The sequence below is a fragment of the Streptomyces typhae genome, from assembly GCF_009755605.1.
Classification (GTDB): Bacteria; Actinomycetota; Actinomycetes; order Streptomycetales; family Streptomycetaceae; genus Streptomyces; species Streptomyces typhae.
In genome coordinates, this window is the sequence record NZ_WPNZ01000008.1 from 94,689 (window position 1) to 115,774 (window position 21,086).

General features: G+C 70.6%; 15 protein-coding genes and 1 pseudogene. 9 read left to right on the forward strand and 7 right to left on the reverse strand.

Features of this window, described 5'->3' with window-relative positions; translation table 11 throughout:
* Positions 1-41: 41 nt before the first annotated feature.
* Complete coding sequence (locus tag GPA10_RS16115) at positions 42-1,499, forward strand: catalase (protein WP_157166284.1); 1,458 nt, start codon at positions 42-44, stop codon at positions 1,497-1,499.
* Between the two features lie 599 nt (positions 1,500-2,098).
* Here GPA10_RS16115 and gcl read toward each other — a convergent pair.
* Positions 2,099-3,886 carry a glyoxylate carboligase gene (gene gcl / locus GPA10_RS16120; RefSeq protein WP_157166133.1) on the reverse strand — a complete coding sequence of 596 codons (1,788 nt, stop codon included), beginning with the start codon at positions 3,884-3,886 and terminating at the stop codon, positions 2,099-2,101.
* Between the two features lie 338 nt (positions 3,887-4,224).
* Between gcl and GPA10_RS16125 the strand changes: the two genes are divergently transcribed.
* Positions 4,225-5,085, forward strand: a complete 861-nt coding sequence (locus tag GPA10_RS16125) for a hypothetical protein (RefSeq protein ID WP_157166134.1) — start codon at positions 4,225-4,227, stop codon at positions 5,083-5,085.
* Positions 5,086-5,188: 103 nt separating this feature from the next.
* Here the strand turns inward: GPA10_RS16125 and GPA10_RS16130 are convergent, their stop codons facing one another.
* Complete coding sequence (locus tag GPA10_RS16130; RefSeq protein WP_343040941.1) at positions 5,189-6,832, reverse strand: AMP-binding protein; 1,644 nt, start codon at positions 6,830-6,832, stop codon at positions 5,189-5,191.
* Entirely contained in the window at positions 6,829-8,553 is a 1,725-nt protein-coding gene (locus tag GPA10_RS16135) for an AMP-binding protein (protein WP_157166135.1), read from the reverse strand. Before GPA10_RS16135 ends, GPA10_RS16130 begins: the two co-directional genes overlap by 4 nt.
* Positions 8,554-8,835: 282 nt before the next feature.
* Here GPA10_RS16135 and GPA10_RS16140 point away from each other — a divergent pair, with 282 nt between their 5' ends.
* Positions 8,836-9,771, forward strand: a complete 936-nt coding sequence (locus GPA10_RS16140; RefSeq protein ID WP_343040942.1) for a helix-turn-helix transcriptional regulator — start codon at positions 8,836-8,838, stop codon at positions 9,769-9,771.
* A 62-nt stretch (positions 9,772-9,833) separates the two neighbouring features.
* Here GPA10_RS16140 and GPA10_RS16145 read toward each other — a convergent pair whose 3' ends face one another.
* Positions 9,834-10,991, reverse strand: coding sequence for a winged helix DNA-binding domain-containing protein (locus tag GPA10_RS16145; RefSeq protein WP_157166136.1), 1,158 nt, complete (start codon positions 10,989-10,991; stop codon positions 9,834-9,836).
* Positions 10,992-11,213: 222 nt separating this feature from the next.
* Here GPA10_RS16145 and GPA10_RS16150 point away from each other — a divergent pair, with 222 nt between their 5' ends.
* The 3 genes and pseudogenes from GPA10_RS16150 (at position 11,214) to GPA10_RS16160 (ending at position 14,801) form a co-directional block, all read left to right on the forward strand.
* On the forward strand, positions 11,214-12,356 hold the full coding sequence (locus GPA10_RS16150) for a magnesium and cobalt transport protein CorA (RefSeq protein WP_157166287.1): 1,143 nt from the start codon (positions 11,214-11,216) through the stop codon (positions 12,354-12,356).
* A gap of 414 nt (positions 12,357-12,770) precedes the next feature.
* Positions 12,771-13,767 (forward strand): annotated as a pseudogene (locus tag GPA10_RS16155) (amino acid--tRNA ligase-related protein); the annotation flags it as partial.
* Between the two features lie 173 nt (positions 13,768-13,940).
* On the forward strand, positions 13,941-14,801 hold the full coding sequence (locus GPA10_RS16160; RefSeq protein ID WP_157166137.1) for a hypothetical protein: 861 nt from the start codon (positions 13,941-13,943) through the stop codon (positions 14,799-14,801).
* Here the strand turns inward: GPA10_RS16160 and GPA10_RS16165 are convergent.
* From GPA10_RS16165 to GPA10_RS16175, 3 genes are all read right to left on the reverse strand, one after another.
* Positions 14,789-15,646, reverse strand: a complete 858-nt coding sequence (locus GPA10_RS16165) for an aldo/keto reductase (protein ID WP_343040943.1) — start codon at positions 15,644-15,646, stop codon at positions 14,789-14,791. The two genes, GPA10_RS16160 and GPA10_RS16165, sit on opposite strands and share 13 nt — an antisense overlap.
* Positions 15,580-16,776: a JmjC domain-containing protein gene (locus GPA10_RS16170; RefSeq protein ID WP_157166138.1), complete on the reverse strand. Its 1,197-nt coding sequence runs from the start codon at positions 16,774-16,776 to the stop codon at positions 15,580-15,582. The genes GPA10_RS16165 and GPA10_RS16170 overlap by 67 nt, the downstream gene beginning before the upstream one ends.
* A gap of 83 nt (positions 16,777-16,859) precedes the next feature.
* Complete coding sequence (locus GPA10_RS16175; protein ID WP_157166139.1) at positions 16,860-17,027, reverse strand: hypothetical protein; 168 nt, start codon at positions 17,025-17,027, stop codon at positions 16,860-16,862.
* Positions 17,028-17,659: 632 nt separating this feature from the next.
* On the opposite strand from GPA10_RS16175, the gene GPA10_RS16180 reads away from it, so the two are divergent.
* From GPA10_RS16180 to GPA10_RS16190, 3 genes are all read left to right on the forward strand, one after another.
* A complete protein-coding gene (locus GPA10_RS16180) occupies positions 17,660-19,003 on the forward strand; it encodes an NsdA family TPR-like regulatory protein (RefSeq protein WP_343040945.1) in 1,344 nt (447 codons plus the stop codon).
* A gap of 77 nt (positions 19,004-19,080) precedes the next feature.
* Positions 19,081-20,253: a serine hydrolase domain-containing protein gene (locus GPA10_RS16185; RefSeq protein ID WP_157166140.1), complete on the forward strand. Its 1,173-nt coding sequence runs from the start codon at positions 19,081-19,083 to the stop codon at positions 20,251-20,253.
* Between the two features lie 687 nt (positions 20,254-20,940).
* Positions 20,941-21,078, forward strand: coding sequence for a hypothetical protein (locus GPA10_RS16190; protein ID WP_157166141.1), 138 nt, complete (start codon positions 20,941-20,943; stop codon positions 21,076-21,078).
* The last annotated feature ends 8 nt before the right edge of the window (positions 21,079-21,086 follow it).

The window sequence follows — 21,086 nt, forward strand, 5'->3', positions numbered from 1 at the left end:
AGCAGTCCCAGCAGTCCGTACGGAAGGTCAACCTCGCCACCATGTCGAAGCGTGTGCTCACGACCGAGTCCGGCGCTCCCGTCGCCGACAACCAGAACTCCGCCACCGCCGGCGTCGGCGGCCCGATCCTCCTCCAGGACCAGCACCTGCTGGAGAAGCTGGCCCGCTTCAACCGTGAGCGCATCCCGGAGCGCGTCGTGCACGCCCGCGGCTCGGGCGCCTACGGCTGGTTCGAAGTGACCGACGACGTCACCGCGTACACCTCCGCGGCCTTCCTCGGCGAGGTCGGCAAGCGCACCGAGACCTTCGTGCGCTTCTCCACCGTGGCCGACAGCCTCGGCGGCGCGGACGCCGTGCGCGACCCGCGCGGCTTCGCGGTGAAGTTCTACACCGAGGAGGGCAACTACGACCTCGTCGGCAACAACACCCCGGTCTTCTTCATCAAGGACCCGCTGAAGTTCCCCGACTTCATCCACTCCCAGAAGCGCGACCCGTTCACGGGCAAGCAGGAGCCGGACAACGTCTGGGACTTCTGGGCACACGCCCCCGAGGCCACGCACCAGGTGACATGGCTGATGGGCGACCGCGGCATCCCCGCCTCGTACCGGCACATGAACGGCTACGGCTCGCACACCTACCAGTGGACGAACGCGCAGGGCGAGGCGTTCTTCGTGAAATACCACTTCAAGACGGGCCAGGGTGTGCGCTCCCTCTCCGCCGAGCAGGGCGCCGAACTCGCGGGCAAGGACGCCAACTCGCACCAGACGGACCTGCTCCAGGCCATCGAGCGGGGCGTGAACCCGTCCTGGACCCTGCACGTGCAGATCATGCCCGCGGCCGACGCGGCGAACTACCGCTTCAACCCGTTCGACCTCACCAAGGTGTGGCCGCACGGCGACTACCCGCTGCGGCGCGTGGGCCGCCTCGTCCTCGACCGCAACCCGGACAACGTCTTCGCCGAGGTCGAGCAGGCCGCGTTCTCGCCGAACAACTTCGTGCCCGGCATCGGCCCCTCCCCCGACAAGATGCTCCAGGGCCGCCTGTTCGCCTACGCGGACGCGCACCGCTACCGCCTGGGCGTCAACCACACCCAGCTCGCCGTGAACGCGCCGAAGGCGACCAAGGTGAGCAACTACGGCCGTGACGGCCTGATGGCGTCCCACGCCTACGGCCGCGACCGCAAGAACTACGAGCCGAACTCGTACGACGGCCCCGCCGAGACCGGTGTCCCGCTGTCGGCGCCGCTCGCCGTCAGCGGCCACACCGGCACCCACGAGGCCCCGGCCCACACCAAGGACGACGACTTCTTCCAGGCCGGCGAGCTGTACCGGCTGATGTCGGAGGAGGAGAAGTCCCGCCTGGTGGCGAACATCGCGGGCGGCCTCTCGCAGGTCTCCCGCGACGACGTCATCGAGAAGAACCTCGCCCACTTCCACGCCGCCGACCCCGACTACGGCAAGCGCGTTCAGGAGGCGGTCCGCGCCCTGCGCGAGGACTGAGACCGGCCGAGGCACTCGGCCCACCGACTGCACCAACTGCGCGAGGCATTTGACGGGAGGTCGGTGCCCTCGCGCGAAGACCCGCACCGCCGCGGACCCGGATGAGGGGTGCTCACCCGGCGGGCGGGACGACGAGGACCGCGGCGGCTCGGACGAGCCAGTGCGGTGGTGAAGGTCTCCCGGCCCCCTTTTCGACCTGAGGAAGGGCGGCCGGGGACCGTCGCCCGGCCGCCGCGGTCCCGGTCGTGCCCCACGGATTCCGCCCGGCGGCGCGTACGCATGTTCCGCCAGTCGCGCGCCGTCGGGCGGCAGCAGTCTCCAGGCACCCAGTACGCCGTGCGTACTGGGTGCCTCGGCGTGTACGGGCCCTCCCCCGCACGGCGGAGGCGGTTCACCGTCACGGCTGACGATCCGCGCCCCGGCGCGCGGGAGAGTCGGTGCCGTGACGACGACCTCCGCTCACCGACAAGTCCGTACCCCCGAGGCGAGCGACACGGGCTGGGACACCGGCACCCGCCGCCGGGCGGTGAGGTACGGGACGCCAACCGGCCCCCGCTCCACGAGGAGCGGGGGCCGGGCGAGAGTACGGGGTGGCCGGCTCAGACCTTGAGGGTCTTGATGGAGCTGGGGGCGTGCCAGGGCTCCGTGGCGATCTCCTCGAACTCGGTGACGTCGCTGATGTCCGCCGTACGACTCATGGAGATGTTGGTGACGCGCTCCAGGATCGCCTCGACGACGACCGGCACGCGGTACTCCTGCGCGAGCTTCTTGGCCTGCTCGAAGGCGGCGCCCAGCTCGTTCGGGTCGGTCACGCGGATCGCCTTGCAGCCGAGGCCCTCGGCGACCTTGACGTGGTCGACGCCGTACACGCCGAGCTCCGGCGAGTTGATGTTCTCGAACTCCAGGTTCACCTGGAAGTCGATGTCCAGGCCGAGCTGGGCCTGGCGGATCAGGCCCAGGTAGGAGTTGTTCACGAGGACGTGGACGTAGGGGATGCGGTGCTGGGCGCCGACGGCCAGTTCCTCGATCATGAACTGGAAGTCGTAGTCCCCGGAGAGGGCGACGACCTGGGCGTCCGGGTCGGCCGTGGCGACGCCCAGGGCGGCCGGGACGGTCCAGCCGAGGGGGCCCGCCTGGCCGCAGTTGATCCAGTGCCGCGGCTTGTAGACGTGCAGCATCTGGGCGCCCGCGATCTGGGACAGGCCGATCGTGGAGACGTACCGGGTCTCCGGGCCGAAGGCCTTGTTCATCTCCTCGTACACGCGCTGCGGCTTGATGGGGATGTCGTCGAAGTGCGTGCGGCGCAGGAGCGTGGACCTGTGCTCCTGGCCGCGGGCGATCCACGCGCCGCGGTCGGGCAGGCGGCCCGCCGCCTTCAGCTCCTGCGCGACCTCGACGAAGAGCTCCAGGGCCGCCTTGGCGTCGGACGCGATGCCGTAGTCCGGCGCGAAGATCTTGCCGATCTGGGTGGGCTCGACGTCGACGTGCACGAACGTGCGGCCCTCGCGGTACACGTCCAGCTTGTAGCCGGTGTGGCGGTTGGCCCAGCGGTTGCCGATGCCGAGGACGAAGTCGGACTCCAGGAACGTGGCGTTGCCGTAGCGGTGCGAGGTCTGGAGGCCGACCATCCCGGCGTTCAGCTCGTGGTCGTCGGGCAGGATGCCCCAGCCCATCAGGGTGGGGACGACCGGAGTGCCCGTCAGTTCGGCGAATTCCACGAGCAGTTCGCAGGCGTCGGCGTTGATGATGCCGCCGCCCGCGACGATCAGCGGCCGCTCGGACTCGATGAGCATGCCGACGGCCTTCTCGACCTGCGCGCGGCTCGCGGCTGGCTTGTAGACCGGCAGCGGCTGGTACGTCTCCGGGTCGAACTCGATCTCGGTGAGCTGGACGTCGATGGGCAGGTCGATGAGGACCGGGCCCGGACGGCCGGAGCGCATCAGATGGAAGGCCTGCTGGAAGACGCCGGGGACCTGCGCGGCCTCCAGGACCGTGACGGCCATCTTGGTGACCGGCTTGGCGATGGCGGCGATGTCGACGGCCTGGAAGTCCTCCTTGTGGATCACATGGGTGGGCGCCTGGCCCGTGATGCACAGGATCGGGATCGAGTCGCCGATGGCGGAGTACAGGCCGGTGATCATGTCGGTGCCCGCGGGGCCCGAAGTGCCGATGCAGACACCGATGTTGCCCGCCTCGGTACGCGTGTACCCCTCGGCCATGTGCGAGGCGCCCTCGACGTGGCGGGCGAGCGTGTGGGCGATGCCCCCGCCTTCCTTGAGCGCCTTGTAGAAGGGGTTGATCGCGGCCCCCGGCACGCCGAACGCGTCGGTGACGCCCTCGCGCTTGAGGATCTCGACTGCCGCGCGGGCAGCGGTCATACGAGCCATGGAGTTCTCCTGCTTCGGCCGGCGAATTCGGCTCCCGTCGCGCCCCGCGGTGAGCTGTGAATTCCGCATCTGAGTTCCGCATCTGCGTTCCGCACGTACTTTCCGCATTACGGAAACTATGTTCTGCTATATGGAAGCAATGTAAGGGGGTGCGCCGGGACCGTCAAGGGACTCCGGGTTCGGCGCAGCTCAAAATGGCGTATCGGCGCGGTTGCGTTCCGTATGACGATGGGCTCCGGCAGGCTGGTGGCCGAAAGTCCGCCCACGGCCGCCATGGACGCGCCGCCCGCGGGGTAGGACACGCGGGCGGCGGAGTACGGACGGCGGGGGTGTGGACGATGGCGGGGTACGACGTCCTGGTGCGGTGCCCGGTGTGCCGGCACGAACAGATCTACGCGCCCCCGGCCTTCCCCTGCGCCTGTGGCGCCCCCGTGGTCCCGCCCGTCACGCACGGCGCCGCCGTCGCGCTGACCCACCGGACCCCGGCCGACGCCTGGGTGACGGTGCGGTGCGCGACCTGCGGGCGCGGCACGGACTGGCCGCGGCCGGAGCTGGGCTGCGCGTGCGGGACGGTGCTGCGGGTTCCGGTGACATCAGAAGAGGGGGCGGAGGGGGCAGAGCGCGCGGAGGGTGCGGGCGCCGGGGGCGGCGCGCGCGAGCCGGACCCCGGGGACGGGACCTGCGCGCTGTGCGCGCCGGAGGGGGACGAGGGGGCCGCGCCCTGCGCGTCGTGCGCGCCGTGCGCGCCGAAGAGCCGTCCCTCCCTCACGCCGCCGCACATCCCCCTGCCGCGGACGGCGCCGACCCCGCGGTACGCCTTCCGTCCGCTGCCCGTCCGCAGCGCACGGGACGCGGTGGCCACCTGCGCCCTGTTCCTGCGCTGGCTCGGCTACGAGGACGTGCGCGAGGCGTACCCCGCCGAGGAGCGGCCCCCGTCGGGCACCCGGCTCACGGCCCTCGGGGTGCTCGCGCAGATCGAGCCGACCGCGCGCCCCGCCTCCCTGCGGGACGTGGAGTGCGCCTGGCTGACGGCGATGACGCACACGGTGACCTGCGCGTGCTTCGCACTGTCCGGCTTCACCCCGGCGGCCCGCTCCCGCGCCGACGAACTGGACGTGGCCCTGTTCCGCATCGAACTCTCGGGCACACCGGAGCCCCTGAACGGCGCGGCGGACGAACTGACGGCGACGGGGGCGTGACGGGGCGCCCGCCACGCCGTGGGGGGCCGGGCGCGACGCCCGCCGCGACACCTGCCCCCTCCCGGACACCCCCCGGACACCGCCCGCCCGGCGAGGGCCCGGCTCAGCCGAACTTCTCCCGCAGCTCCACCTTGCGCACCTTGCCCGACACCGTCATCGGGAAGCTCTCCAGGACGCGCAGGGCCACCGGGACCTTGTAGCGGGCGAGCCGCCCCTCGCAGAACTCCTGGAGTTCCGCGAGCGTCAGGGCGTCCTCGGGGTCGCGCGGGATGACGCAGGCGAGCGGGACCTCCCCGTACCGCTCGTCGGGCACTCCGACCACCTGTACGTCGGCGATCTTCGGATGCCCGTACAGGAACTCCTCGATCTCGCGCGGATAGACGTTCTCGCCACCACGGATGATCATGTCCTTGATGCGGCCGACGATCCGCACGTACCCGTCGTCGCGCATGACGGCGAGGTCCCCGGTGTGCATCCAGCGCCCGGAGTCGATGACCTCGGCGGTCCGTTCGGGGTCGTTCCAGTAGCCGAGCATCACGCTGTACCCGCGGGTGCACAGCTCGCCGGACGCGCCGCGCGGCAGCGTCACCCCGGTCGCCGGGTCGACGACCTTGACCTCGATGTGCGGCAGGACCCGGCCGACGGTCCCGGTGCGCCGCTCCAGGTCGTCGTCCATCCGGGTCTGCAGGGAGACCGGCGAGGTCTCGGTCATGCCGTAGCAGATGGAGACCTCCGCCATGTGCATCTCGGCGACGACGCGCTTCATGACCTCGACGGGACAGGGCGATCCGGCCATGATCCCCGTACGCAGACTGCTCAGGTCGTACGTGGCGAAGTCGGCGAGGTTGCGTTCGGCGATGAACATCGTCGGCACCCCGTACAGCGAGGTGCACTGCTCGCGCTCCACGGCGCGCAGCGTGGCCACCGGGTCGAACGACGGCGCGGGGATGACGACGCACGCGCCGTGCGAGGTGGCGCCGAGGTTCCCCATCACCATGCCGAAGCAGTGGTAGAAGGGCACGGGCAGACACACCCGGTCCTGCTCGGTGTAGCCGATGGTGCGGCCCACCCAGTAGCCGTTGTTGAGGATGTTGTGGTGGGAGAGCGTGGCTCCTTTGGGGAAGCCGGTGGTGCCCGAGGTGTACTGGATGTTGACGGGGTCGTCGCAGCTCAACTCCGCTTCACGGGAGCCGAGTTCGTCGGCCCCGACCGACCGGGCGGCGTCCAGGAGCGCCCCCCACGACACGTCGTTCCCGATGTAGTGGACGGCCCGCAGCTCGGGGCAGGTGCCCCGGACCTCCTCGATCATGGCCCGGTAGTCGCTGGTCCTGTGCCGCTCGGTGGCGACGAGCAGCGAGACGCCCGACTGCCGCAGCACGTAGGCGAGTTCGTGGGAGCGGTAGGCCGGGTTGATGTTCACCATGATCGCGCCGATGCGGGCGGTGGCGTACTGCACGAGCACCCACTCGGCGCAGTTGACGGCCCAGATGCCGACCCGGTCGCCCTTGCCGACCCCGGAGCCGAGCAGCGCGAGCGCCAACCGCTCGACGTCGGCGCCGAACTCGGCGTACGTCCAGCGGGTCCCGGCGGCGACATCGACGAGGGCGTCCCGGTCCGGCCAGGCGGCGACGGCGCGGGCGAGGTTCTGCCCGATGGTGTCGCCGAGCAGCGGGGTCGTGCTGGTGCCGTGCGCGTAGGACAGCTCCGCACGCTCCGCACGCCCGGTCGGCGCCGCGGTCCCGCTCACCGGAAGTCCTCCTCGCGGTACTCGGCGTCGGACCCCTTGGCCGTGGCCTCGCGCAGCTCGACGCGGCGGATCTTGCCGGACACCGTCTTGGGCAGCGCGCCGAACTCCAGACGGCGGACGCGCTTGTACGGGGCGAGCGTCGCCCGTGAGTGCTCGAAGAGCAGCTTCGCCGTGTCGGGGCCCGGTTCGTGGCCCGCGGCGAGCACCACGTACGCCTTGGGGACGGCGAGCCGCACCGGGTCGGGGGCGGGCACGACCGCGGCCTCGGCGACGGCCTCGTGCTCCAGGAGCGCGCTCTCCAGCTCGAACGGCGAGATCTTGTAGTCGGATGCCTTGAAGACGTCGTCGCTCCGGCCGACGTAGGTCAGACAGCCGTCGGCGTCGCGCGCGCCGATGTCACCGGTGCGGTAGTAGCCGCCCGCCGTGGCCTCGGCGGTGCGCTCCGGGTCGCCGTGGTAGCCGGCCATCAGGCCGACGGGACGCGCCGACAGGTCGAGCGCGATCTCGCCCTCCGCGGCCCCCGGCTCGCCTGTCACGGGGTCGAGCAGTTCGACGACGAAGCCGGGCGTGGGCCGCCCCATCGAGCCCGGCTTCAGCTCCTGGCCGGGGCTGTTGGCGACCTGCACGGCGGTCTCGGTCTGCCCGAAACCGTCCCGGATGGTCACTCCCCAGTCGCGCCGGACCTGCTCGATGACCTCCGGGTTCAGGGGTTCGCCCGCCGCGACGACCTCCCGTGGCGGCGTCCGCAGCTGGGTGAGGTCGGCCTGGATGAGCATGCGCCACACGGTGGGCGGCGCACAGAAGCTGGTGACGCCCACCCGGTCCATCTCGGCCATCAGCCGCGCCGCGTCGAACCGGGTGTAGTTGTAGAGGAACACGGTCGCCTCCGCGTTCCACGGCGCGAAGAGGTTGGACCAGGCGTGCTTGGCCCAGCCGGGCGAGGAGATGTTCAGATGCACGTCGCCGGGCTTGAGCCCGATCCAGTACATGGTCGCCAGATGCCCCACCGGATAGGAGACATGGGTGTGCTCCACGAGCTTGGGCCGGGCGGTGGTGCCGGAGGTGAAGTACAGCATCAGCGGGTCGTCGGCGAGGGTGGGGCCGTCGGGGGTGAAGTCGGCCGGGGCGGTGCCGACCCCGCCGACCCCGCCGACACCGTCGTACGCGATCCACTCGGGTCCGGCCGGGGCCTCCGCGCTCGCACGGTCCCCGACCACGATCCGGGTGTACTCCCCCGGCACACCGGCGAACTTGGCGGTGTCCTCGCCGCGCACGACGACGTGCCGCGCCCGGCCGCGCTCGATGCGGTCGCGCAGGTCGGCGGCGCCGAGCAGCGGCGTCGCCGGGATCACCACGGCCCGCAGCTTCATCGCGGCGAGCGCGACCTCCCACAGCTCGGCCTGGTTGCCGAGCATCACGACGAGGCGGTCCCCGGCGCGCACGCCGAGGCCGCGCAGCCAGTTGGCGGCCTGCGCGGAGCGCCGCGACAGGTCGGCGAAGGTCAGCCGGGTCTCGGCCCCGTCCTCCTCCACGATGTGCAGGGCCGTGCGGTCGTTGCCCGCCGCGATGGTGTCGAACCAGTCGAGGGCCCAGTTGAAATGGGTGGGCCGCGGCCAGGCGAAGCCCTCGTACGCGGTCCGGTAGTCCTCCCGGTGGCGCAACAGGAAGTCCCGCGCCTCCCGGAAGCCCTCCGTGCCGCCACCCGCTCCGGTCGCCGTCATCTGCACCCCTCGCATTCCGCGTGCCGCCGCTCGTCCGTACCATCGTGTAATCCGTGACGCAGGTCTCACTACCCCCGTACGGGGGTGGTGTCCCGCTCGGGCGGGGTGACACGGGGCGGTACGGGGCTCGCGTGCCGCGCGGGCGCTGGGCGACACGGGACGATACGGAACTCGTGTCCCACGCGGGCGCTGGGCGACACGGGACGATACGGAACTCGTGTCCCACGCGGGCGCTGGGCGACACGGGACGGCACGGAGCCCGGAGGCGGAAAGGGCGGACGCGTGACGGTTGCGGACGGCGTCGAGGCGGCGGAGGTGCGGGCCGCGCTGCAACGGCTGCGCCGGGGCACGGGCCTGGAGGTGGCCTTCGGCGGCCTGGTCGACGACGCCTCCTGCGTACGGATAGCCGAACTGAACGGCACCGCCACGCGCTCCCTGAGCGGCCTGGCGATCCGCGCGGGCAACGGGCTCGGCGGCAAGGCGGTGGCCCTGGCCCGCCCCTGCACGGTCACGGACTACAGCACGTCGCGGCAGATCAGCCACGAGTACGACGCCGTGGTCGCCCCCGAGGGCCTGCGCGCGGTGCTCGCCGTACCGCTGGTGGTACGCCGCCGGGTGCGCGGCCTGCTGTACGGGGCGCTGCGCACCGCGCTGCCGCTGGGCGACCGGACGCTCGCCGCCGCCGTGGCGGCGGCGCGGGACGTGGAGCAGGCGCTGGTGGTACGGGACGAGGCGGCGGCGCTGGTGGCCGCGGCGCGGGAGGCGGCGTCGGGGCTGCCGCCGAGGCACGGCGCCGGGCTGCCGCCGGGGCACGGCACCGGGCTGCCGCCAGGGCACAGCGGGGCGTGGGAGCAGGTTCGGGAGGCGCGGGAGGCGCTGCGTGCGCTGGCTCCGCGCATCGATGATCCCGCGTTGCGGGAGGAGCTGCTTGCGGAGTGCGCGAGGCTGATGTCCGCGACACCGACGTCCGCGACACCGATGACCGCGATACCGGCTCCCGCCCCGGCCGCGATGTCGGCGGCCCCGCGGCTCGCCCCGCGCGAGCTGGACGTACTGGTCTGCCTGACGGACGGCGTGACCAACGCGGTGGCGGCGGAGCGCCTGGGCCTGCGCCCCGAGACGGTGAAGAGCTATCTGCGGTCGGCGATGCGGAAGCTGGGGGCGCGGACGCGGTGGGAGGCGGTGGTGGTGGCGCGCAGGTCGGGGCTGCTGCCGTAGGCCCACGGGGCGTGGCTGTCTCGCGACGGCCACGGGCGGGGCCTCCACACGGGCAAGGCCTGTCACGGGCGAGGCCCTTGGACCACCGTCCCGAACGCGACATCGCAAGAGCGGGCGTGGTCGCCCATGAGAACCCGGGCCGTGCGCTCGGCCTCGGCGGCGACTTCGGCGCGCTGCCGCCGGGTCAGCTCCACGAACGGCTCGACGACGACCCGCCCGGCACCGTCCGGGGACGCGTCCTCGGCCGCACTCCCGGGCTCCTCGAAACGCCAGACGCCCGCGAGGAAACCGTCCACGAGGAAGGTGCAGTGGGGCTGGTTCCCGGTCCAGGTGCGGTCCTTGTGCGCGGGGGCCACGACGCGGGTGCGGTCGGCGTGGGAGAGGAGCAGGTTGTCGTACTCGGGCAGGAAGCGGGCCGGGGCCGGGGTGTCGGGGTCGGGCCGGGGCGCGCCGGGCAGGTCGAACAGCTCGACGCCGTGCTCGTCGCGGAACGTGAGCAGCCGGGGCCGCAGCCGCTCGAAGGCGTCGCGCAGCCGGGTCAGGCCCGCCCAGGCCTGCATGTCCTTGACGGAGGCGGGCCCGAACGCGCCGAGATAGCGCAGCACGATGTCGTCCGGGGCGGGGTCCTCGGCGCACGGCCGGCCGAGCCAGTGCTCGGCGGTGGTGAGCGCGACCTGCCCGCTGCGGCGCCACAGTCCGCGCGGGGTGACCTGGAGCAGCGGCAGCCGGGCGCGGGCGGCGATGCCGAGGGACTGCGGGTCGGCGTCCGGCCAGTGCCGCCGCAGCTCGGCACGGATCGCGGCGGGCGTACGGGGCGCGTCCTCGACGTGGGCGCGGGCGAGCGCGGCGAGCCGGTCCAGGTCCACCCCGTCGAGGCCGTGCCGGAACATCCGTAGCTCGCGGTCGATCGCGCTCTGGCTGAAGGGCCGCAGGAGGAGGGCGTCGGCGGCGGTGAGAGTGTGCACGGTGGACCGCATGGTGACGATGCGCACCGCCGCACGTGAGTCCATCAGCCCGGACAGCTCCATCGGATCGAACTCCGCGAGACGGGCGGCGAGAGCGAGGTAGGGCGGCTTCACGTTCTGCGCCTGGAGCCCGACGAGGTGGGTGAGGGCCGCTTCGGCGGACATCGCGGCACGCTCCAGGAGGAGTTGCCGGGCGAGGGTGGCGCGGTTGAGTGCGCGGGGGCCGAGGAGCGGGGCGGCCGGGGTGTTCGTCATGTGCCGCACGCTAGCCCCGATCGCGGACAGATCCGGTCCGCGAGGGCGACGCGACCGGTGGCGCGCCGCTGTTCATCAGGCGCATATACCCTGATCCGGGATGTAGGGAACCGAACGACCACGGGAGGGGCACAGGTGACCCCCGAGCGACGCGCACACCGCCCGCAGCAGGCTCGCAAGCACTCATGGCGGCGGGCCGCGTCCCAGTCGACGCAGGACGGAATGCCACCGGCGGACGCGCCGCAGCACCACGAGAAGCTCCGGTCGGAGGACGGGTGGCGGCGGCCCGCGCCGACGGAGGGCGGGAGCGGGAGCAGCGGCGGCGGCGCCAACACCACCACCAGCCCGAGCGTGGTGCAGGCGTCGCTGTACCGCGACGGCGTGCAGGTGGCGTCGCCGGGCTCCCTGGCCGCCACCTTCCGCGCGCTGCGGGCAGAGCCCGACGGCATGGCGTGGATCGGCCTCGCCCGCCCGACGGAACAGGAACTCCTGTCGCTGGCGGCCGAGTTCGACCTGCACGAGCTGGCCGTCGAGGACGCGATGGAGGCGCACCAGCGCCCGAAGCTGGAGCGGTACGGCGAGACCCTCTTCGTGGTCCTCCGCGCGGCGCGCTACCTGGACGCCCCCGAGGAGGTCGACTTCGGTGAGCTGCACATCTTCGTGGGCGCGGACTTCGTGATCACGGTGCGGCACGGCGCGGCCCCCGACCTGTCGGCGGTGCGCCGCCGGATGGAGGAGAGCCCGGAACTGCTGCGCCTCGGCCCGGAGGCGGTCCTGTACGCCATCCTGGACGCGGTGGTCGACGGCTACGCGCCCGTGGTCTCCGGCGTCCAGAACGACATCGACGAGATCGAGACGGAGGTCTTCGGCGGCGACCCGTCCGTCTCCCGCCGCATCTACGAACTCTCCCGCGAAGTGGTGGAGTTCCAGCGGGCCACACGCCCCCTGGTGGGCATGTTGCACGGCCTGATGGCGGGCTTCGCGAAGTACGGCACGGACGAGGAGCTCCAGCGCTACCTCCGCGACGTGGCCGACCACGTGACCCACACCAGCGAACGCGTCGACAGCTTCCGCCAGGCCCTGACCGACATCCTCACCGTCAACGCCACCCTCGTCACCCAGCAGCAGAACGCGGAGATGCGGGCTCTGGCGGAGGCGGGTTTCGAACAGAACGAGGAGATCAAGAAGATCTCCAGCTGGGCCGCCATCCTCTTCGCCCCCACCCTGGTGGGCACGATCTACGGCATGAACTTCGACACCATGCCGGAGCTGAGCTGGACCTTCGGCTATCCGTTCGCGATCGGTCTGATGGGTGTGGTGTGTGTGAGCCTGTACTTCATCTTCAAGAGGCGGGACTGGTTGTAGCGGGAACCGAGGAGCTTGATCTACTTCGCGTACGCGGATGGCTTTGAACTACATCGAGGTCGATACTGCGGTCTCCGGGCCCGCGCTGTCACCGCAGCTCGCGCGTCGCCGCGCCTGTGGGATGCCGTATCGGTGGCGACGGTGCTGATGTCGCGGTTGAACAGTTGGCCGCTGTCAGCGCCCGGGAGCCAGGTCGGCGAAAGATGTCGAAGACGGGCCGACTCCCCAGCTTCAGCGGCCACCGCCCGTCGCACGGACACGGACAGATCCCCACAAGGGATCACGCGAGCCGAGAGAACCGCCGGTAGCTGTGAAGGCGGTCTCGCGCCCCGAGGTGAAGACCCTCCCGAGCGCGGGGAGGAACGACCACGCCTGTTGGTCCCATGCCCCGCCGGCCAGCCCCCGTCATCGGGCCTCGTGCGGGACAGCACGGGCATGGCGCAGCTGACGCACAAGCGCGACGACGGCCCGCTGGAAGCACAGCTCGAAGCCCTGACCACCGAGTCCGCCGTATGCGTCACCGGCCGCGTCGTGGACGCCGCCCAGGTGAAGCTGGGCGGCCTGGAGATCGTCCCGGAGTCGGTCGAGGCCCTCAACCCGGCCGCCACGCCCCTGCCGATCGACGAGCACACCGGCCTGGAACAGCGCCTCGGCTGGCGCTTCCTCGACGTACGCCGACGCCCCGCCACCCAGCTGATGTTCGCCGTGCAGACCACCCTGGAGCCTGGGATGCGCGAGTACGCCTACGCGCAGGGCGCCACCGAGATGCACACGCCCAAGCTCATGGGCACCGCCTCGGAGTCCGGCGCGGAGGTCTTCAAGCACGGGTACTTCGACCGCTCCGCCTACCTGGCACAGTCGCCGCAGTTCTACAAGCAGATGGCGATCGCGGCCGGGATCGACAAGGTCTTCGAGATCGGCCCGGTCTTCCGCGCCGAGCCGTCCTTCACCTCCCGGCACGCCACCGAGTTCACCGGCGTCGACGCGGAGCTGGCCTGGATCGACGGCGTCGAGGACGTGATGGTGTTCGAGGAGCAGATGCTTGCGCACGCCATCGCCAAGGTCGCCGACGCGCACGGTGAGGCGATCGCCGAGCACTTCGGGGTCGAAGTCTCCGTCCCGACCACGCCACCCGGGCGTGACCCTGAGCTTTGACCTGCTGTGGAAGGGGTTGGAGGTCACCACCGGCGCCCAGCGCGAGCACCGGTACGAGGTGCTGCTCAAGCAGGCCGCAGAGAAGGGCATGAGCACCGAGCCGTTGCAGGACTACCTGAACGCATTCCGGTACGGGTGCCCGCCGCACGGTGGTCTCGGCATGGGCCTCGGAAGGGTGCTGATGGTGATGCTCGGCCTGGACTCGATCTGCGAGGCGACCTTCCTCTTCCGCGGGCCCAAACGGCTCACCCCGTGAGAGGTGAGAGCCGCAACCGTCGACCGCGGAGGACCGACAGCGGCCCCGAGCTTGCCGTGAGGTGAGCGTGGCGCAGGCCGTGCGTCTGCGCCACACCGGGGCTTCTGTCCGGGTCCTGCTGTGTTCGCCGAGTCGGCCATGGCGTGAGTTGTGCCGGTGCTACGGTCGCCCGCATGACGCTCTCGGCCCCTTCGGCGCGCGCCGTCGACCTGCGAGTTGAATCGGTGGACATCGTTCTCGATCACGTAGAGCGATGCCTGCAAGTCGAGCTGGACCGGGAGACGGTGCTACGCAAACGCCGCTCGGTCGGCGCGCGTACGGACCGGCGTACATGGATCCGCATCGAGAGGCGCCGGCTCGACAAGATCGGTGTGCAGGGCTGGAACGGCACTGAGTGCGCCGCACGTCTGGAAGGCATTGCCCAGCCCGTCTGGCGTGGGTGCGTGGTCTGGCGGGACGCGGACGAACCCGTGATGTGGCGGGCCGACGAGACCGAGCTCCTGCCGGGTCCCCCCATCGGCAACGCGATCCTCAGCGAGGACCCGAGGCTCCAGGACTCGTGGTGGCAGGCGTTCAACGCCTCGCTCGACGCGCTCTCGGCCCAGGAAACGCGGCGCGTCGCCACCCCGGACACCATCACCGTCACGCAGGCTCTTGTCACTGAAGCCGTCCGCAGCGTCGCCCCCGCCCACGACCTCGACACCACCATCGAGCGCTGGGTGCCCGCCCACGCGGACCTGAACTGGGCCAACATGACCGCACCGACGTTCTCGCTCTTCGACTGGGAGGACTGGGGCAACGCGCCGCGCGGCTTGGATGCCGCTTCGCTGTGGGGCAGCTCGCTCGCCGTCCCTGCCCTGGTCGATCGCGTGTGGCACGAGCGACGCCACGACTTCGAGAGCCGGGACGGCAAGCTGATGACGCTCTTCGCGTGTTCGAAGATCCTTGGGCCGCACGCACACCCACAGGACCCCCGGCTGGAGCCCGCGCGCCGGATGGTGGAGCGGGTCGTCGCGGAGCTTCAAGCAGGCTGATCACGCGACCGTGATCGGATGAGGTCCCGGTACTCGCGAACGGCCCGCTCGTCCACCTTGCTGGCCAGGGCGCCCATCAGTTCGCCCAGGTGAGCGGGCTCATCCGTGCCCACGGCGATGGTGCTGACCTGCGGAAGGTCGTACGCCACCCGGAAGGCCGCCTGCACCCGGGTTACGCGGTCGCCGCTCCGGAGAAAGACACCAGGGTTGATCCGGTCCCACACCGGAGCACGGGTGCTGCCCCCGAAGGGGCTCATCCCCCAGACCCTTTCGCTGCCGAGGCCCCATGCCGCGGCCACGACATCGGCTGCGTCGAGTGTCCTGGTCCCGACCAGGAGACCGGCGCGGACCATGAGGACCGAGGGCCGCGGCAGGGCTACGTCGACCAGGTCCACCAGCGGGGCGGGATCCCAGGACGCGATGCCCCAGGCACCGCACAGCCCCTTCGACGCGGCTACGTCGAGCGCGGCGCACGCTTGGGCCAGTGTGTATCGGTCGCGGGACGCGGCTCCCGTGAGGGTGTGTTCCGGGTTGTGCAGGAAGATCAGGTCCGGCTCCCGCCCGAGGCCCTTGACCGCTTGTTCCACGGCTACGTGCAGCCGCGCCGGGTCGAGGGAGTGCTCCGCCCTGTCTGCCCCCGGGAAATAGCCGACCTTGGTGGAAAGCGTGAATCTCGGCAGCAGATCCCCGGCCACGCGCGCCAGAACCTCGTGCGAGCGAAAGCCGAGGTAATTGGAGCTGGTGTCGAGCGCGGTGACGCCGAGGTCCAGCGCGCCGGTCAGGAGACGGCGTTCGTGACGAGACCGGTGTAACCCGAGGACAACTCGGGGGTCAGCGTCGCGCACATCTCCTCCTTCACCAAGATCTCGGCGACCTCGGCCACTTCGGCTCCGACGGTGGCCGCCGCCTGGTCGAGCGGGACCGGCCGGCCGCTGAGCAGAAGACGCAGCGCGGGCAGGGCCTTGGACGCAAAGGTGAGCTTCTTGCCCGAGGCCAGGACGTCGACGGTGTCGCCGTTCTCCTTGATCTCGGGGCGGAAGCGGGTGGTGCACACCGCGGCCTCCAGGGGGCCGAGGATGTCCAGGTAGGGCACATGGCGGGGCAGCGTCGTCTGCTGCTCGTAGACGGCCAGGAAGTCGGCGGGTGAGCGCTCGCCGATCAGTTGTACGGCGGCCTCGCGCAGGGCTTCGCTGCTGGCTCCGGGACTGCGGTCCAGGTCACGCCGGAAGATCTCCTGCTCGCGGCACCAGTCGGCCATCCATGCCAGCCAGCTCGCCCCCGTGCGCTGGGTGATGCCGAAGGTCACGTGGAGGCTCTTCCCTGAGCCGGTGCCGACCCGGGTCGCCCGGTGCCAATGCCCTCGGGGGATGTGCATGATGTCGCCGGTCCGCATGACGCCGGACCAGACGATCTCCTCGCTCGGGGTGGTGTTGGGGTCGGCGTCCCGGTACAGGGGAGCCGCGCGGGAAGTCCCGCGTACTTCCCACTCCTTCTCGCCCGCGAGCTGGACGATCACCACATCGTGGTCGTCCCAGTGCAGCGGGAAGCCGGAGGCGTCGTTCGTCGTCAGGTAGGCGTTGACCTGTACCCGCTCGTGGGACCACCACTGCAGTGCCCGGCAGGCGACCTCCATGGTCGGGTCGAAGACGTTGAGCTGGTCGAGGATGAGCGTGGCGCCTTCTTCGAGCAGCCTGCCCAGGCTGCGCATGTTGACCGTGGGGATGCTCTGGCCACGGGGGCTGACAACGTCGGTGTAGTAGATGGCTGGGTGGACTTCCTCGCCCTTCTGGAAGCACCGGAACTGCGGGCGGTTCAGGCTCCTGCGCATCGCGACGTCGAGCAGGCGGTTCGGCGTCAAGATGCGAGCGGCGAGGCCCACGTCGCCCATGCGTCCCCGGGCGAATCCCTTGCCGAGTTCACCGGGCCCGTTCCACCCGAGCGCCGCCTCGATGGCATTGATCAACTGGTGTTCCATTACTGCCTCCTCATGCGTTCTTCCATGTGGTGCAGATGCGGCAGGGCGAGCACGAAGCACCGAGCTCGCCCTGCCGCCTGGCGCTATGCGACCTCGGTCAAATTGCCGTCACCGCCGGGCCACGGGGCGTCTCCGGAGCTCCCCTGGTTGTCGGACCGGAGGCTGTCGTACCGGTCGTGGACGGCGGTCAGCTCCTCGACCGCCACCAGAAGGCCGCTCCTCGTGGGAAGCGGTGCAATGGTCTGTGCCACCTCTTGCTCCTTCCTGTTCGGATCCCTCGCCAGGACACCGGCGAGGGTTCAAAGGCCGCTCCCACGCCCGTGGGAGATGTTGGTTACGTGAGAGCGGCGGTCAGTGGGCAGCCTGAAGCTGGCAGAGCGCAACGCGGCGCTCACATACAGACCCGGCTGCTCTGCTGTGGGGCCTGATAGGTCTGGGGCGCATGAATGGGAGGTTGCTCAGGCCGCCGTTCGGGCCAGTGGCTGGAGTACAGGTCCGGTCCCACTCCGTAGTCGGGCCGCGAAGCAGTCCACCAATGCGAGTCCACGCCCGCACGAGTCAAGAGCCCTGTGACGGGCGGGAGATGCCTCGTTCTCCGCACCAGTGAGGGCGAAGCATGCGACGAGCACAGGCATGGCGGACGGCCGCTGGACGGGTGGGGAGCGGCTCCATCTCCGACGGGGGACGGTGATGGAGCCGCCTTGCGTGATGGTCGTACAGGAGCGGCACCTTCTCGCTGCTCCGGTGGGGCTCTCACAGTCAACTGCCGCGGCGTGCAGACCCGGAACGTTTCTTGGGGGTTTCTCTCGGGGACACCCTTCCGCGGGCCTGTACGCGCAGTAGCCTCCGGACCACGCTGTGAGGGGATGACGGGAGTGATGACGTGCCCGGTGAACCGTTAGCAGTTCACCCGCTGACCTTCGTGCGCCAGTCGCATGGATGGGGAAAGGCCGAGTTCGCCCGCCGCATGCGGTCACATGGCACGCTGCTCGGCATCTCCCTGGCGACCAACCGGACGACGGTGTGGAAGTGGGAGCAGGGACAAGAGCCGGACGGGGATGCTCAGCGCGTGCTCGCCGATCTCCTCCGTGTCCCCTACACGCGGATCCAGGCGGAGCAATGGCCACAGTGGCTGCCCGTATGGGAAGTGACAGGGCTTACTGCCCCATGGACGGAGGCGGGAACCGTCGAGGCGTTGGCTGACCTGGTGGGCAGCGGTCGTTTGGACCGCCGGGGCTTCCTCACCATCACCGGAGCCGCCCTGACAGGGCTCGCGGCGAGCTGGGTCGAGGCACCGCCGGCGTTCGCCTCTGCGCTCAACGGCGATCAAGTCACCGACAAGATGGTCTCGACGCTCGAGCAACGGATCAGCACGCTCCGCACGCTCGACGACCAGCTCGGCGGCGCCCGGCTTCTGGAGCAAGCACGCGGTGACTTCAGCCTGATCAGCGGTCTCCTCAGCGCCGGCCGGTACACAGACAGCGTCCGCCTCCGGCTGTACGCGCTCGCGGCCCGGGTGTCGCACCTGTCCGGCTGGATGGCCTACGACTCAGGGCTGCGGTCGGCCGGGCAGCAGTACTACGTCGGAGCCCTGCGTAGCGCCCGTACGGCCGGTGACGATGCCTTCGGCGCCTTCGTCCTGGCGGAGATGGGCGTGCACGTCTCCGAGGCCGGCCGCACCGCCGAGCGGGTCGACCTCATCTCAACCGCCCTGGACAACGCACCTCGAACGCTCTCGCCCTACACCCAGTCCTTCCTCTACCTGCACAAGGCCGAAGCGCTGTCCCGCGACGGCGATCACCAAAGGGCCGGTACGGCGCTGAATCGTGCCGCTTCCCTCTGGGAGCGCCACACGGTGGAGGACACCCCGGACTGGCTCGCCTGGTTCGGCGAGGCACAGCTGAGGTCGACCGAGGGCAAGGTCCTGCTGCGCTCGGGCCAAGTGGAGCGCGCTACGCGCTCCCTGGAAGACTCCATCAACAAGGCGGCTCCCCGGGACAAAGCCGTGCGCTCCAGCCGTCTGGCCGAGGCCCGCCTTGCCGGTGGCGATCTCGACGGAGCGCTCGACGCAGCGAACTACGGCGCCGGGCTCCTCGAAGACAAGGTCACCTCCGTCCGGGCCCTGGACCGGCTGAAGGAGTTCTCCGCGCGGCTCGAACCACGCAAGTCAGATCCCGCTATCCGCGAGTTCCGCGAGCGGCTCCAGGCGCTGCCTGTTACAGCGTGACCGAGAACACCGCATGCTCCGAGTGCGGTGCGGGCGGAGCCCTTCGCCCAGGCGGCCGGAGTGCCACGATGGTCCGTATGACGACGATCAACGGTGAAGTCGCGGCCGAATTCGAGCCCGTACGCGCGGCGTTCGCGGCCAACTTCGCGCACCACGGGGACATCGGCGCGGCGGTGTGCGTGTACCAGCACGGCCGGCCAGTGGTGGACCTGTGGGGTGGGGTCGCCGATCCCGACACCGGCCGCCCGTGGCAACGCGACACTCTTCAACTGGTCTACTCGGCAACCAAAGGGGCAACTGCGAGCGCCGCGCATCTGCTGGTCCAGCGCGGCGAGCTGGACCTGGACGCGCCGGTGGCCAAGTACTGGCCGGAGTTCGCCGCGAACGGCAAGGCAGACATCCCGGTGCGCTGGCTCCTGTCCCACCAGGCCGGTCTGGTCACACTGGACCAACCGATGCCGTTGAACCAGGCGTTGGCCTGGCATCCAATGGCCGCCGCACTGGCCGCGCAACGCCCCGTGTGGGCTCCAGGAACCGCCCACGGATATCACGGGCGGACGTGGGGCTGGCTGGTCGGCGAGGTGATCCGCCGAGTGTCCGGCCGCTCACCCGGCCGCTTCTTCGCCGACGAGTTCGCCACCCCGCTCGGACTGGACTTCTTCATCGGGCTGCCGACGAGCGAACGCGGCCGGGTCAGCCGCATGGTGCACCGGAAGCCGGACGTCGACTTCACCACCCTGCCAGCGGAGTCGATCCCCGAAGACCTCCGCGAACAGGTCGCGGCCTGGAGCGACCCGAACTCCTTCAGCAATAGGGCGTACATGGTCACTGACCCGGCGGCGATCGACTTCGACTCCCCCGAGGTGCAGGCCGCAGAACTGCCGGCCTCCAACGGCATCGGCACCGCGCGGGGGCTGGCGCGCATGTACGCGGCACTGATCGGGGAAGTGGACGGCGTGCGCCTGCTCACCCCACAGACGATCGCAGCGGCCACCAAAGAGCAGTCGAGCGGAATGGACCAGGTACTGGTGGCGCCCAGCCGCTTCAGCTCCGGATACATGCTGCCCACCGAGGGCAACCCCATGACCGGGCCGCAGTCCTTCGGCCACACCGGACGGGGCGGCTCCTTCGGATTCGCCGACCCGGAGCACGGCATCACCTTCGGCTACGTGATGAACCACATCATCAGCGGCTCCGACGACGTGCGGGCGGCATCACTGGTCGAAGCAGTGCGCACATCACTGTCGTGACGAGCCCTGCACACTGTCGTGACGAGCACTGCCTGACGAGCTCATCCTTCGCGGCGAAAGAGCCTCTGCGACGGCAATTGCCGACGCCGGATGGTCTGAACAGTACGACGAGAGTGTCAAAGCGGTCTGGAGGACAGCGCGCCCATGGGCACCCGAAGGCGCGCATTTTCGCGTATGAATTCTTTCACTCTGTCTGGAGAAGCCCGGAGCCCACCGCGGAGAATCGGCCACGCGGAAAGACAGCAGGGCGAAGGAACGGGAAATGCGCATCGCCCCAGCTCCAAGCGGGTCACCAGCAAGTTTCCGCAGATCAGCGCTACCGGGACGACGACTTCAAGAAGATCTCCAGCCGGGCCGCCATCCTCTTCGTCCCCACCCCGGTGGGCACGATCAGCTGATGGGGGTGGTGCGTGTAAGTCTGTGCTTCATCTGCAAGAGGCAGGACTGGCTGTAGCGGGTAACGCAGCTGACCTCATCAGCAGTCCGGACAGGCCCAAGGACATCGCATGCGTCGCGTCACTCCCCTCGGCTTGTCCGGCAGCTTCGCCGGTGAGGACCGCTTCCGGCGCGACGCGGAGACGATCACGACGCTCGCGGGCCTGATACCCGCTCATGAGAGCTCACGCGTGGCGCGGTACCTGAGAGCAGTGACGGCGTCCACTACCGGCGCGCGACACGGCGGAGTACGTGGAGACCCACGGCACCGGCCTCCCGTCCGGCTTCATGGCGCACGGCGGGTGGGCGGGGTGGAGCGTGCCCTCGCTGATCGACGAGGAGATCATGGAGGTCGACGACTTCTTCATGTCCCTTCGCGCGCAAGGCTGAGCAGCTCC